13 protein-coding genes are annotated in these 13,120 nt (G+C 59.7%); 7 read left to right on the plus strand and 6 right to left on the minus strand.

The window, feature by feature from the left end:
• Window positions 1-306 precede the first annotated feature (306 nt).
• Window positions 307-720: a hypothetical protein gene (locus tag HU764_RS25290; protein ID WP_081717437.1), complete on the plus strand. Its 414-nt coding sequence runs from the start codon at window positions 307-309 to the stop codon at window positions 718-720.
• Window positions 721-901: 181 nt separating this feature from the next.
• On the plus strand, window positions 902-1,603 hold the full coding sequence (locus tag HU764_RS25295) for a copper chaperone (protein WP_186703053.1): 702 nt from the start codon (window positions 902-904) through the stop codon (window positions 1,601-1,603).
• Window positions 1,604-1,648: 45 nt separating this feature from the next.
• On the opposite strand, the gene HU764_RS25300 is transcribed toward HU764_RS25295, so the two are convergent.
• Both HU764_RS25300 and lpdA read right to left on the minus strand, forming a co-directional pair.
• Window positions 1,649-3,256 carry a tyrosinase family protein gene (locus HU764_RS25300; RefSeq protein WP_186703054.1) on the minus strand — a complete coding sequence of 536 codons (1,608 nt, stop codon included), beginning with the start codon at window positions 3,254-3,256 and terminating at the stop codon, window positions 1,649-1,651.
• A gap of 155 nt (window positions 3,257-3,411) precedes the next feature.
• Window positions 3,412-4,812, minus strand: coding sequence for a dihydrolipoyl dehydrogenase (gene lpdA, locus HU764_RS25305; RefSeq protein WP_085272144.1), 1,401 nt, complete (start codon window positions 4,810-4,812; stop codon window positions 3,412-3,414).
• A gap of 208 nt (window positions 4,813-5,020) precedes the next feature.
• Here lpdA and cfaB point away from each other — a divergent pair, with 208 nt between their 5' ends.
• Window positions 5,021-6,205: a C17 cyclopropane fatty acid synthase CfaB gene (cfaB, locus tag HU764_RS25310; RefSeq protein ID WP_099455757.1), complete on the plus strand. Its 1,185-nt coding sequence runs from the start codon at window positions 5,021-5,023 to the stop codon at window positions 6,203-6,205.
• A gap of 134 nt (window positions 6,206-6,339) precedes the next feature.
• On the opposite strand, the gene cls is transcribed toward cfaB, so the two are convergent.
• Window positions 6,340-7,779: a cardiolipin synthase gene (cls, locus tag HU764_RS25315; protein ID WP_027592086.1), complete on the minus strand. Its 1,440-nt coding sequence runs from the start codon at window positions 7,777-7,779 to the stop codon at window positions 6,340-6,342.
• Between the two features lie 130 nt (window positions 7,780-7,909).
• On the opposite strand from cls, the gene HU764_RS25320 reads away from it, so the two are divergent.
• Complete coding sequence (locus HU764_RS25320; protein ID WP_186703055.1) at window positions 7,910-8,437, plus strand: DUF3617 domain-containing protein; 528 nt, start codon at window positions 7,910-7,912, stop codon at window positions 8,435-8,437.
• Here HU764_RS25320 and folE2 read toward each other — a convergent pair.
• Entirely contained in the window at window positions 8,421-9,326 is a 906-nt protein-coding gene (gene folE2 / locus HU764_RS25325; RefSeq protein ID WP_186703056.1) for a GTP cyclohydrolase FolE2, read from the minus strand. The two genes, HU764_RS25320 and folE2, sit on opposite strands and share 17 nt — an antisense overlap.
• 23 nt (window positions 9,327-9,349) lie before the next feature.
• Entirely contained in the window at window positions 9,350-9,736 is a 387-nt protein-coding gene (locus HU764_RS25330) for a glutamine synthetase (RefSeq protein WP_189662566.1), read from the minus strand.
• Window positions 9,737-9,844: 108 nt separating this feature from the next.
• Here HU764_RS25330 and zigA point away from each other — a divergent pair, with 108 nt between their 5' ends.
• From zigA to HU764_RS25345, 3 genes are read left to right on the plus strand one after another with little or no spacing between them, the layout of a single operon-like run.
• The gene (zigA, locus tag HU764_RS25335; protein WP_186703057.1) at window positions 9,845-11,053 is read left to right on the plus strand and encodes a zinc metallochaperone GTPase ZigA; all 1,209 of its coding nucleotides are present in this window, start codon (window positions 9,845-9,847) and stop codon (window positions 11,051-11,053) included.
• Window positions 11,050-11,676 (plus strand): DUF1826 domain-containing protein, encoded by a 627-nt coding sequence (locus HU764_RS25340; protein ID WP_186703058.1) that lies wholly within the window; start codon window positions 11,050-11,052, stop codon window positions 11,674-11,676. Before zigA ends, HU764_RS25340 begins: the two co-directional genes overlap by 4 nt.
• A gap of 40 nt (window positions 11,677-11,716) precedes the next feature.
• Window positions 11,717-12,688 (plus strand): CobW family GTP-binding protein, encoded by a 972-nt coding sequence (locus HU764_RS25345; protein WP_186679335.1) that lies wholly within the window; start codon window positions 11,717-11,719, stop codon window positions 12,686-12,688.
• On the opposite strand, the gene HU764_RS25350 is transcribed toward HU764_RS25345, so the two are convergent.
• Window positions 12,689-13,078, minus strand: a complete 390-nt coding sequence (locus tag HU764_RS25350; protein ID WP_027592093.1) for a DUF3301 domain-containing protein — start codon at window positions 13,076-13,078, stop codon at window positions 12,689-12,691. It abuts the gene before it with no gap.
• Window positions 13,079-13,120 lie beyond the last annotated feature (42 nt).

Here is a 13,120-nt window from a genome sequence, read left to right on the forward strand (position 1 = left end):
TGCTGGTGCTTTTTTGCGCAATAAAACCGATTTTGGTATAACTTTCGGCCGGTTCAAGGGATTGAACACATTCAAACGCGCCTCAAAGGAATGACTGATGCCTGCTGTCCCCCCTTCTTACTTCGCTGCCGCCGTCGTCCTGACCGGTAGTGCCCGATTTTCCGCAAGTCAGCCCAACGCCTAGCCATCGCCTATCGGCCACGCCTGCATTAGCCCGCGAGGTTCGTATGGAACTGTCTGAAATTTCTCCAGTCAGGGTGTGCTCAAGGCCAAAGCACTTCTTCAATCATCTGTAAGGTTGTCCACATGAAAGCTCTTCGTAATTGCCTCTTCGCCGCGCTGCCTTTCGTAGCCCTTTCGGGTTGCGCGAATTTCGAGCAAACAATGCAGGAAATTCAGAAGGCGACCGCGCCAGTTGCTATCGATCAAAGCCTTGCAGAAATCTGCCGTGTCACGAAAGAAAACAAGGTGCGTGCAAACAGCCTGTACCGCGGCAAGACCTTCTCCACTAACGGTGAAGTCGCCATGATCAATCAAGGGCTCGAGGCGTATCGGGTAGTGCTGAGCGTTGGCGACGTGGATATCCACGCTGAATCGACCAATACCAGCATGGTCAATGCGCTTTCCGTTGGGAAAAAATCGAATGTTTCCGGTGTCGTGACACTGGTCGACTACGACTACAAGAACTGCCACATCTCGCTCAAGAACGCGACGTTCTGAAGGTGATGCCAGGCTGCGGCGCTCTTGTTTGCAGGGCGCTGCGGCATAGCCTGCGTAGCATCCGGGCGTGCCTGTCACCATCAGTCGGCGTACCGGCAAGCCTTAGCAACCTGCTCTATAGTCACTAGCGCGGCACAGGCAATGAGCCAGGCCGTCTAGCCGATGACAGGGAGGTCGTCTGATGGCGCGCCAGGCTAATGCGCCCCTGCCAGCATGGGTGCGCGATACCTGCAGTGATCCGCTCAAATGCGCGTTATGGGCTGCCAGCCTCGTTGCTTTTATCTGGATGGCGCTCAATAACGACAGCCACCACGATCTTGAATCGTTCTGTATTTCCGGCTCGCCCTCGATGTTGACCGAGGGATGGCTGAACGTGCGCCTCTATTATTCCAGCATGGACTTCGCCGTCTTCACCGGTGCGGTGGGGTTGATGCTGGTCGCGATGATGCTGCCCGCGCTGCAGGGGCCATTGGCGCATCTGTGGCATCAATCAAGGCCCTACCACCGAGCGCCCGCTGTCGCGGCATTTCTGCTGGGGTATTTTGGCGTGTGGCTGGCGGGCAGTGCACTGCTGTTGATGATTGCGCTGTTGCTGGTTTCTTTCACCGGCTCGCCACTCGCAGCAGGATTGCTGGCGCTGATAGGGGCAGGGGGGTGGCAGTTGTGCGCGTTCAGGGCGCGTTGCCTAGCGCACTGCCATCGGCCCGCCCGCGTCGCCAACCCATTGGCCAAGGGGACGCTGCATGGGGTGTGGTGCTACGCCACCTGCTGGCCGTTGATGCTGATCGCATTTTGCCTGCCGCCTGTTCATCTGCCCGTGATGATCGCCGGTGCAATCATCATTGCCTATGAGCGTAGGGACCGACAGCGTTCAAGCGCCTGAGCGCAGCACCCGAAGCCAGACTTAGGATGCTGCGCCGGCGGTGGCTCAGTAGGTTTCCAGTTTGAATGGCACGTCAGCGGCTACAGCGTTGCTGCTATTGAGCAGTTTGGCCCCCTCTGGCCGTTTGAGCACCGTGTCACGGGTCTGTACTTCCACTTCGATTGTGCCTTCATCAATCGCCGAGTTGTCGGCGTTGAGTGGCAGCTTGAAGGTAGCGGTGGCTTCCAGATGGGTCTGGCAGTTCATGCAGCCTTCGACATGCCAGCGGCTGAGAATCGGCCGGGTACCCAGGTATTCGCGCTTGCCATCGACCTTGGCGTAGGCGCTGATCAGGAACGAACCGCGGATCTTGCCCCGGTTGATGCGGCTGACGCGCAAGGTCTTGCCAGCGGGTTGCACGGCCTCGGCCTTGAACAGCAACGGCTTGTTGGGTTGGGTGTAGGCGTCCAGCGAGCCTTTGCCATAGCCATAGCCCAGCTGGGTTTCGATGTTGAAGCAGTCACGGGTGGTGAAAGGGCTGCCGTCGGCCTTCACGAACGGGTCAAGCGTGGTGTCCAGGCTCAGGATGGCATTCGGGTCCAGGCCTGCTGCCCCTGCTGGCGGTTGCACGCCATCGGGCTTGTAGTAGCTGGCGCCGGGATCGGTGGCATCGATGCTGAATTCATCAGTTGCGCCTTGCCGACGCTGCCAGGTCCAGAACACATAGTCGATGAAGCAGTGGTGGAAGAAGAAGATCGGGTCCAGGCCGGCGGTCTCGTTCTCGCCCATGTCGCCGTTGGCACCCGGGATCGCCGAATTGTTGCCTTGCCCCGGGTAGTCGAAGCCGCCGACGGCCAGGTGCATGAAGTTATGCGGCTCTTCCAGGGAGACATGGTGAGTGCCCGCTGGGTCAGCCTTGTTTTTCGCGGCGGCCGACGTGGTATTGGAGAACAGGGTGTAGGTGGGCGCGTCCAGGCAGTTTTCGAAGCGGGTGAACACCTCGCCACGCCACCTGCCACCGATCTTGATCTTGCCGCTCAGCCAGGTACTGATGTTGCTATTGAGGTAGCCGATGTTCTGCTCTGGGTCTGGGAATTGCGCGTTATGGGCGTCGGTCTTTGCGCGGTCCTCATCAGTGCCCACCAAACCGGACAGCGGGTAACGCACTGTCTCGTAGCCTTCCGGCTTGCTGTAGATGATCGGCGTGTCCTCCACCTCGTCGGTGATGGCTTTCGGGAACACGAAGGAGCGCAGAGGGTTGGCGATCTTCTGGCCATCGAGCATGAAATATTCTTGGGTCAGGGCCGACGGGATACCGTTTTCCCGTGATGCATCGCTGCATTCATCCCAGAACGGCAAGGTCACGTCTTTGCAGCCGGGGATGCTGCGCAACGCCTCTTCCAGGCGCCAGAGGTAGGCGCGGTGCCAGCTTGGGAACAGCACCGTCCCGTGCTGGCAGTAGCCGCCCCACCAGTTGGGGTCTGTCTTGCCCTTGTCACGGAATGGCTCGCCATGCAGGCCGCCGAGGGTGAAGAAGGAGTTTGGGTCGTTAGCGGGAAGATCCTTGATGCCCTTCCAGGCGCGGATCAGGTTCTCAAGTTCTGCTTTTTTGCCTTGGTCGTAGTCGGCCTGGATATCGCTGAGCGAACGACGTACACGCGGGGTGGATGACATGGTGAACCTCCTTGTTGCCACTGGTCCCGAAAACTCGGGGGTTTACTGCTCCATCGTCCAGCATATCCGGGTTGTAAAAATCTGCCTGGGAGGGCGCCAGACGGTTGATCTCCGTATCAACCGTGCCAGCACCGGCCCCTGTGGCCGAGGTTTTGTCAGATCTGCATCGCCATCCCTTCCACATTCATCGCCGCCTGGCGCAACGCCTCGGAGCGGGTCGGGTGCGGGTGGCAGGTGAGGGCGATGTCCTCTGCCGACGCCGAGAACTCCATGGCCACGCAGAATTCACCGATCATCTCACTGACACTCGGGCCCACCAGGTGCACGCCCAGTACCTCGTCGGTGTTGGCATCGGCGAGCACCTTGGCGAACCCTTCGGTCTCATGGTTGATCTTGGCGCGGCTGTTGGCGGTGAAGGGGAACTTGCCCACCTTGTAGGCGCGGCCTTCGGCCTTGAGCTGTTCTTCGGTCTTGCCGACGCTGGCCAGCTCGGGGCGGGTATAAATGACACCGGGGATCAGGTTGTAGTTGACCTCATGGGCCTTGCCAGCGATGCGCTCGATGCACGACACCGCTTCATCTTCAGCCTTGTGCGCCAGCATCGGGCCTGAGGTGACATCGCCGATCACCCAGATGCCAGGCACCGAGCTGCGGTGATGATCGTTGCTGAGCATGCCGCGCTTGTCGGTCGCCAGGCCTACGCTTTCCAGGTTCAGGCCCTGGGTGTAGGGGCGGCGACCGATGGCCACCAGCACGTAGTCGGCCTGCAAGGTTTGTGCGTCGCCACCGGCGGCGGGCTCCAACGTCAGGCTGACGCCATCAGCCGACGAGGTGGCCTGGGTGACTTTGCTGCCGAGCTTGAAGCTCATGCCTTGCTTGGCCAAGGCCTTCTGCAAGGTCTTGGCGGTTTCTTCATCGGTGCCCGGGCAGATGCGGTCGAGGTATTCGATGACAGTCACTTCGCTGCCCAGGCGGCGCCATACCGAACCCAGCTCGAGGCCGATGACGCCGGCGCCGATGACGATCAGGTGCTTGGGCACCTGGGGCAGGGACAGGGCACCGGTCGAATCGATGATGCGCTGATTGTCGATGGTCACGCCTGGCAGGGGCGTGGGCTCGGAGCCGGTGGCAATGACGATGTCCTTGGCGTGAAGGGTGCTTTCGCTGCCGTCCTCGGCCTTGACCACGACTTTGCCAACGCCATCCAGACGCCCCCAACCCTTGACCCAGTCGACCTTGTTCTTGCGGAACAGGTACTCGATGCCCTTGGTCAGGCCGGTAACGCTCTCGTCCTTCTGCTTCATCATCTGGGCGAGGTTCAAGGTGGGCTTCACTTCGATACCGAGGTGGGCGAACTCCTCGCCGCTGGCGGCCTCGTACAGCTCGGATGCATGCAGCAGCGCCTTGGACGGCATGCAGCCGACATTGAGGCAGGTGCCGCCCAAGGTCGAGCGGCCTTCCACACAGGCAACGGTCAGGCCCAGCTGGCCTGCACGGATTGCCGCGTTATAGCCGCCAGGGCCACCGCCAATGATCACCACGTCATAGGATTTCATGGGTTCAACTCCAGGATGAAGAAGCGCGAGAGGGGCACAAGGTTAGTCTGTGCGTTTAAAGTTGTATACAATCTGCGTGTCTTTCATGTCTGTTTGTTCTAGACCATCGTCGTGTAAAACCCAAAATCGGCACCAATGAACTACCCTGATCCGGAGGCGTCCGAAATTATGAGGCGTGACGCCCCGTTACCTGAAGGGAGGGTCATTGATGCTTGCGCAACTTCCACCTGCGTTGCAGAGCCTGCACTTACCTTTGCGTCTGAAGTTGTGGGACGGCAACCAGTTCGATCTTGGGCCCAGCCCGCAAGTCACGATCCTGATCAAGGAGCCTCAACTGATCAGCCAGCTGACCCACCCGAGCTTGAACGAGCTGGGTGAGGCTTTCGTTGAAGGCAAGCTGGAGCTTGAAGGCGATATCGGCGAGGTCATTCGGGTATGCGACGAACTCAGCGAGGCGCTGCTGAGTGACGACGAGGACGCTGTTCCACAGCGTACCGCCCATGACAAACACACCGATGCCGAAGCCATTTCCTACCACTACGACCTGTCCAACGCGTTCTACCAGCTGTGGCTGGACCCGGACATGGCTTATTCCTGTGGCTACTTCCGTGAGCCAGACAACACCCTGGCCCAGGCCCAGCAGGACAAGTTCGATCACCTGTGCCGCAAGTTGCGCCTGCAGGCCGGCGACTACCTGCTGGACGTCGGCTGTGGCTGGGGCGGCCTGTCACGCTTCGCCGCGCGCGAATACGGTGCCAAGGTATTCGGCATTACCTTGAGCAAGGAGCAACTCAAGCTGGGCCGTCAGCGGGTGAAGGAGGAGGGGCTGGCCGATCAGGTCGACCTGCAGATCCTCGATTACCGTGACCTTCCCCAGGATGGGCGTTTCGACAAGGTGGTCAGTGTCGGCATGTTCGAACACGTGGGGCATGCCAACCTGCCGTTGTATTGCCAGAAGCTGTTCGGTGCCGTGCGCGAAGGTGGCTTGGTGATGAACCATGGCATCACCGCCAAGCATGTGGATGGCCGGCCGGTAGGGCGGGGGGCAGGGGAGTTCATCGACCGTTATGTGTTCCCCCATGGCGAGCTACCCCACCTGTCGATGATCAGTGCGAGCATCTGTGAAACAGGGCTCGAGGTGGTCGATGTAGAAAGCCTTCGCCTGCATTATGCCAAGACCTTGCACCACTGGAGCGAGAACCTGGAGAACCAGCTGCACCGCGCCGCGGCGATGGTGCCGGAAAAGACCTTGCGTATCTGGCGGCTGTACCTCGCCGGTTGTGCCTATGCCTTTGAGAAGGGCTGGATCAACCTGCACCAGATTTTGGCTGTGAAGCCCTATGCCGATGGTCACCATGACCTGCCTTGGACCCGCGAGGATCTTTACCGCTGAACGTCCACCCTTTGTAGGAGCAGCCTTGTGCTGCGAAGAGGCCGGGGCAAACACCCTCGATTGCGGGTGCCTGCACCGGCCTCTTCGCAGCACAAGGCTGCTCCTACAGAGATTGAGTAAGCTTGAATCTCAACTCAAAGAATCGGCGAGATCAACCGGGCTATTCGCATCCCAAGCTGTTGCAGCCGATGGGTATCGAGACTGTCTTCTGGGGTGATTTCCCGGGCTTGATCAAAGTCACGCAGCAGCATCTGTTCGACCTGGTCGGCGAAAACGCGATCGACGGTCAGCAAGGTGATTTCGAAGTTCAGGCGGAACGAACGGTTATCCAGGTTCGCACTGCCGATCGCGCTGACCTCGTCATCTACCAGCACCACCTTCTGGTGCAGAAAGCCCGGCAAGTAACGGAACATGCGCACACCGGCACGTACGGCTTCGAAGGCAAACAGGCTGGAGGCCGCGTAGACAATCCGGTGGTCGGGCCGTGACGGAATGAGGATGCGCACATCCACACCGCGCAGAACCGCCAGGCGCAACGCGGCAAAAACGGCCTCGTCCGGGATGAAGTAGGGGCTGGTGATCCACACCCTGCGTGTCGCCGAATGGATCGCTTCGAGGAAGAACAGCGAGCAGGTTTCCTGCGGGTCTGCCGGCCCGCTGGCGAGGGCTTGGCACAGTACGCCGTTCTCCGGGTAGGTATCGGGTAGGATCAACGGCGGCAGCTGGCGCGTCGCCCAGTACCAGTCTTCGGCGAACGACTCCTGCAAACAGGCCAGTACCGGGCCACCGATCTGCACATGGGTATCGCGCCAGGGCGACAGTTGCGGGTGCTCACCCAGGTACTCGTCACCCACGTTGTGCCCGCCGATGAAACCCGTCAGGCCATCCACCACCACAATCTTGCGGTGGTTGCGGAAGTTGACCTGAAAGCGGTTGAACCAACCACGGCGTGTAGCGAAGGCATGAATCTCCACGCCACCGTCACGCAGTACCTGGCTGTAGCTGGCCGGCAAGGCATGGCTGCCGACGCGGTCATACAGCACGAAAACCTTCACGCCTTCAGCCGCTTTGCGCAACAGCAACTGCTGCAGTGCTTTGCCCAACGTGTCGTCGTGGATGATGAAGAACTGTACCAGCACCACGTCGCGGGCTTGATGGATGGCGGCGAAGATGGCATCGAAAGTCGCCTTGCCGTCGATCAACAGCTTTACCTGGTTGTTCGCCAGGCAAGGCATGCGCCCAAGTTTGGGCATGGCGCGCAGGGCGGCATAGCTTTCCGACTCTCGGGCGGTGAGGGCCTCTTCTACCCAGGGGCGCCAGTTGAGGTTGGCCATGGCCACGTGCATTTCCTGGTTGGCCTGGCGCCGTGCCTTGATGTAGGCATAGAAGGAGCGGGCACCGAAGATCAGGTAGGGGATGAGCGTCAGGTAGGGAATGAAGACCAGGGGCATGGCCCAGGCAATCGCACCTTGAGCGGTGCGCACGGTGAACACTGCATGCAGTGCGGCGACGATGCCCAACAGGTGAATCAGGCCGAGCACATAACCGAAGAAGTAGGGGCTGTGGTAATCCATATGCATCCTGCTTGCCGAGTACACTGTGGGTAACAGAACACGTTCCAGGTGCGGCTTGCAACCTGCAGCTGGATTTGGCGTCTAAGCCTCAGCCCGGCCCGTTGGCCGGTTTTTCCAGGAGCGTTCGTCCATGAAGATTCGTCTGCCACTGTTGGCGTTGGCCCTTGGCCTGAGCAGCCCATTGGTGCATGCACAGATGTTGCAGCCCGGCTTGTGGGAGCTGACCACCAGCAACATGCAGGTCGATGGCAAGCCGTTACCCGACATGGAGTTCATGCTCGGCCAGTTGAAAAACCTACCGCCAGAGCAGCGCGCCATGATGGAAGGAGTACTGGCCAAACAGGGTGTGACAGTGGGGGGCAAGGGCGTGCGCTCGTGCCTGACGCAAGAGCAGGTGGCAACCAACGATATCCCGCTGCAAGACCCGAAGTCGGGTTGCACGCAGAAGATTACCGACCGCACCGGTAATGTCTGGAAGTTCCAGTTCAGCTGCCCCAAGGCTCAGGGCACTGGGCAGGCTACCTTCCTCAGTGATAAGGAATTCACCACCCAGGTCAGTGGTACGTTCAACGCATCGGGGGTGCAGCAGCAAGGCAGCATGAACACCCGAGCCGTCTGGTTGAGCAATGATTGTGGCGCGGTCAAACCGCGCACGTGAGGTTCCATTGCCATTGGCTGGTGGCGACTGCGTCGTGGGCATGCAGGCTCTCTGCATGTTCCACGCGGAGCTTGAAGGCCGTGGCCCATTCTATTTGTCGCAACGATTGATGCAGTCGTCGTGCGGCGTCTTCGCAGAACATGAGGTTCTGCCCGTTGGCCAATGCGAACGCTTGTTCGTCCGCGCGCTTAACCGCCGTTTGCACGGCTGTTCCCAAGCTGGCCTCGACACGGTCGATCAACTCGGTAATCGGCAGCGCTAGCAAATTACGTTTCAGGCGCACGTGAATTTTCGCGCTACTGCGTTGGCTATGGGGCGTCGCAACAATGCCCTGGCTGCTGCCCAGCCACTCCAACACACTGTCTTTATCCAAGCGCTCCTCTGCAAAGTCCGCCTGAAACTGCTGCTGAATCAGCTGCCTTGCGAGTGCTGCAGAGCACGGGCACGTCGATGAGTAAGGCACAGAAACAAATAGTTCCACGTGGAACACTTCACTTTCGATGCGGGCATCGAGGGTAATCGGATAGCTTTTCCAACCTGCCAATGGGCTGATCAGAGCTGGCCGTTTCAGCAGGTGCTCGAAGGTGAGGCGCAGATAAGCAGCGGAAGAGAGCCCTTCATGGCTGCTCAGAAAATCTGCCAGTAGCTGACGAATCGCGAGGGGGGTGAGCGGTTGATGTTCCAGTGATTCCAATGCCAGGTACAGGCGCGACATGTGGATACCGCGTGAGCTACCGTCCACCAGGCTCACGCCCGCGTCGACAGTGGCAGCGGCTGTGCGACCTTCGAATTGCACAGGCACAGCGATCCCGCACATACCTACCCAGTCGAGGGGTAAGGCGTACTGTTGAGCTTGTGCGGCGATGTCGGGAAGCGTGAGTTGGGTCATGTGTCATTCCAAACGAAAAGGTTTCAGCGGCAACCGCCGATCAAGCTGCAGTGCAGGTTGAAGCGCTGCCCACTGGAGCTGGACACCCGGTTCAACGTAGTCCAGCCGATACGGCGGCTATAGCCCACCCAAGCCTCACCGTCGCTGGCCAGGCCGGTGTAGAAGGTCAACCCACCATAGCGGCTGTTGGTTTGCGCCCATGAACGGCGGCTCACGTGCTCATAGCCACGCAGATAGAACGTGCTGCCTTCAGTGCGCACACTGTAGTAACTGCCCTTGCCATCCTGGCAGGCCAACAAGGTCGCGCTGCGGGTACACAGTGCCAACGGGTTGCTCTGTGGCATGGCTAGCAGCGTTGCGGGCATGGCCAGCAACAGCATCAGCACAGCGCGTGGAGGCTTTATTTTCATCTCCGGCGATCACTCTTCCGACGAGAACAGCTTGGCGAAATTGTATTGTTACTTTATAACATTATGCAATGCATCGTTTCGAATGCGTCTGCCTGAAGAGGTTTCGCCATGCCCAACCGTCTCCCCGTTACCGTGCTGTCTGGCTTTCTTGGTGCCGGCAAGAGCACCTTGCTCAACCATGTACTGCGTAACCGCGACAACCTGCGCGTCGCGGTGATCGTGAACGACATGAGTGAAATCAACATCGATGCCAGCGAGGTGCAACGCAACGTAAGCCTGAACCGCGCAGAAGAAAAACTCGTTGAGATGAGCAACGGCTGCATCTGCTGCACGCTGCGCGAAGACCTGCTCGAGGAAGTGGCGCGGTTAGCTGAAGCGGGGCGCTTCGATTATTTGCTGATCGAGTCCACCGGCATATCCGAGCCGCTACCGGTGGCCGAGACGTTCACCTTTCGCGATGAGCAGGGCCGCAGCCTGTCCGACATGGCCCGGCTGGACACCATGGTCACGGTGGTCGATGGCCTCAACTTCATGCGCGACTACCAGGCAGCGGACAGCCTGGCCAGCCGTGGCGAGACCCTGGGTGATGACGATGAGCGTTCAATCAGCGACCTGCTGATCGAGCAGGTCGAGTTCGCCGACGTGTTGCTGTTGAGCAAGATCGACTTGATCAGCCAGCACGAACGTGAAGAGCTTATGGCCATTTTGCGCAGCCTCAATGCCAGGGCGCAGATTGTGCCCATGGTGATGGGGGAGGTACCGCTGGCGCGCATCCTCGACACGGGCCTGTTCGACTTCGACCAGGCCGCACAAGCCCCCGGCTGGCTGCAGGAGTTGCGTGGCGAGCATGTGCCGGAAACCGAAGAGTACGGCATCGCCTCCAGCACCTGGCAAGCGAGGCGCCCACTTCATCCACAACGCTTTTTCGACTTTATCCACAAGCCCTGGAGCAACGGCAGGCTGCTGCGTTCGAAGGGTTTTTTCTGGCTGGCCAGCAAGTATCAGGAGGCCGGTAGCTGGTCTCAGGCAGGGGGCATGATGCGCCATGGCATGGCCGGTCGCTGGTGGCGATTCGTACCGCGTGAACAGTGGCCGCAGGATGTGGATAACGCCGAGGCGATACTGAAATACTGGAATGAGGAGGCGGGTGACTGCCGCCAGGAGTTGGTGTTCATCGGGCAGAATATCGACTTCGAAAAGTTATCCACAGAGCTTGAAAGCTGCCTGTTGACGGATGCAGAAATGGAATTGGGCCCGATGGGTTGGTTGCGTCTGCCCGATCCATTCGGCCCTTGGCATGAAGAGGCGGCAGCATGAACCTCGCGCGTAGCCCTGTGGATATCTTTCAGGTGTTCGGTGATTCGCCTCAGGTGCTGACCGAGGTTTTGCAGGACGGCGTGAACCTGGCGGTATGGCGTCGGCGCTTGCCGGCCCAGCTGGAGGATTTTGCACAGCTGGTCATCAGCCTAGGCCAACCCTTGGCTGATCAGCGCGTAATCGATGTGGACGAACAGCAGATGCCGGCGTTGACCGGCCTGTTGCGCGAAGCTGCCGACCTGCAAGGCTATGAGAGCTTCGTCGCCGATGTCAGCTGGCTGGTGGCTGCCTATACCTGCCTGCTCGGCGCGCGCCGAGTGGGCCTGCGCCTGCGTGTGCTGCAAGGGCCGATGTGCCCGCGCTTCCATGTGGACCACGTGCCGGTGCGCTTGCTTACCAGCTATGCAGGCCCCGGTAGCGAGTGGCTGAAAGAAGGTGCAGTGAACCGGCGCGGGTTGCAGGAGGACATGCCACCTGTGGATAACATTCAGTGCCTGCAGGCAGGCGAAGTGGCCCTGCTCAAAGGCGAGAAGTGGCAGGGCAACGAGGGTGCTGGGTTGGTTCATCGCTCACCCTCCGGGCGCCAAGGGCGCTTGTTGCTCAGCCTTGACTGGCTGGCGTGACGGCGCATAGTGAGGCGAACCCCCAGCCTGAAGCCATGCCATGTTGCAGAACATCCCTACCCACGTGATTGCCGGCCCACTGGGCGCCGGCAAGACCACGCTCATCCGTCATTTGCTGGCCCAACGCCCCGCCGGTGAGCGTTGGGCCGTGTTGATCAATGAGTTCGGCCTGGTGGGGCTCGATGCCGCCTTGCTTAGCCGCGACGAGGACGGCATCGCCATCGGTGAAGTCGCTGGGGGCTGCCTGTGCTGCGTCAATGGCATGCCGTTCCAGGTGGGTTTGGGCCGGCTGTTGCGCAAGGCCCGACCTGATCGATTGTTCATAGAGCCCTCCGGCCTAGGCCATCCGTTGCAGTTGCTCGCTCAACTTCAGCAAGCGCCTTGGGTTGGAGTGCTGACAATCCAGCCATTTCTCATGGTTGTGGATGCTCAGAAAATGCTCCGCGACGAGCCGCTTCCACAGGCTCAACTGCGCGCTTTCGAGGCCTGCACGACAGTGGTTTTCAACAAATCTGAGGCTGTGGATGAATATCATAGGTTGTTGATAACTAAGAAATTTCCACAAAAAGATATGCTTTGGACAAGCCAGGGAATGCTGCCCATTTCGCGGCTTCCGATTTCATCCACAGGAGCTATTTCGCCGCAAGATGTGGATAACAGGATTGTCGACAATCTGGTAAATACGCCTGCAACCCTATGGAATAAGCCCAATGAGCCGATCTGCAGTGCGCAGCAAGGGGAGGGAGGTTGGAGTATTGGCTGGCGCTGGCATCCCAGCCAGCAATTTTATCCACAACGCGTATTAGCGTTTTTGCACGCCTGGCCGTGGCGCCGCGCCAAGGGAGTTATCCACACAGGGCAAGGTTGGCAGTCTTTCAATGGGCTGGATGGGTTGCTACCGGACTGGCAGCCGAGCGACTGGCGCAGGGATACGCGCATCGAGCTGATTTTTGATCACGCTCAACCGCAGCCGGCCCTGGAGGCCGGCTTGAAGGAATGCCTTATGCGTTGATCAGCGCCAGCGGTTGTGCTCTTGGCGCCACTGCTGCATCTCTATCACATTGTCAGTGCGCGGTGGCGTCTTGATCTCGAACGGGTAGGGCGCCAATTCGATCTGCACGCTGTGGGCGCCGAACTGGGTGACGGTGCCGGGGTGACGCTGCTCACCCGTCACGGTGAACTCGAAGGCATAGATGCGCGCCAGGCGCTTTTTGCCGTTGGCGTCACGGACAAAAGCGATGCGCTTGAGGGCAACGGCATCGTCGAGCAGTTCGAGGTCTAGCTTGGCGCAATGCTGCTTGACCCGCTCCAAGGCTTTCTCGCGCAACCCATGGTTGTGCCACAACCAAGCGCCTGCCGTGGCGACCAGCATCAGGACGAAGAGATTCTCCAGGGTCAACATTTGCGTATGCTCCAAACAGGTCGAACCAGCTTAACTGCGTCC

This window comes from Pseudomonas kermanshahensis (assembly GCF_014269205.2).
In the GTDB taxonomy this organism is placed as follows: domain Bacteria; phylum Pseudomonadota; class Gammaproteobacteria; order Pseudomonadales; family Pseudomonadaceae; genus Aquipseudomonas; species Aquipseudomonas kermanshahensis.

Bases quoted from the DNA above. Each gene is read 5' to 3' on its own strand.
- HU764_RS25290 (WP_081717437.1), top strand. From the start codon at position 307: ATGAAAGCTCTTCGTAATTGCCTCTTCGCCGCGCTGCCTTTCGTAGCC.
- HU764_RS25295 (WP_186703053.1), top strand. From the start codon at position 902: ATGGCGCGCCAGGCTAATGCGCCCCTGCCAGCATGGGTGCGCGATACC.
- HU764_RS25300 (WP_186703054.1), bottom strand. From the start codon at position 3,256: ATGTCATCCACCCCGCGTGTACGTCGTTCGCTCAGCGATATCCAGGCC.
- lpdA (WP_085272144.1), bottom strand. From the start codon at position 4,812: ATGAAATCCTATGACGTGGTGATCATTGGCGGTGGCCCTGGCGGCTAT.
- cfaB (WP_099455757.1), top strand. From the start codon at position 5,021: ATGCTTGCGCAACTTCCACCTGCGTTGCAGAGCCTGCACTTACCTTTG.
- cls (WP_027592086.1), bottom strand. From the start codon at position 7,779: ATGGATTACCACAGCCCCTACTTCTTCGGTTATGTGCTCGGCCTGATT.
- HU764_RS25320 (WP_186703055.1), top strand. From the start codon at position 7,910: ATGAAGATTCGTCTGCCACTGTTGGCGTTGGCCCTTGGCCTGAGCAGC.
- folE2 (WP_186703056.1), bottom strand. From the start codon at position 9,326: ATGACCCAACTCACGCTTCCCGACATCGCCGCACAAGCTCAACAGTAC.
- HU764_RS25330 (WP_189662566.1), bottom strand. From the start codon at position 9,736: ATGAAAATAAAGCCTCCACGCGCTGTGCTGATGCTGTTGCTGGCCATG.
- zigA (WP_186703057.1), top strand. From the start codon at position 9,845: ATGCCCAACCGTCTCCCCGTTACCGTGCTGTCTGGCTTTCTTGGTGCC.
- HU764_RS25340 (WP_186703058.1), top strand. From the start codon at position 11,050: ATGAACCTCGCGCGTAGCCCTGTGGATATCTTTCAGGTGTTCGGTGAT.
- HU764_RS25345 (WP_186679335.1), top strand. From the start codon at position 11,717: ATGTTGCAGAACATCCCTACCCACGTGATTGCCGGCCCACTGGGCGCC.
- HU764_RS25350 (WP_027592093.1), bottom strand. From the start codon at position 13,078: ATGTTGACCCTGGAGAATCTCTTCGTCCTGATGCTGGTCGCCACGGCA.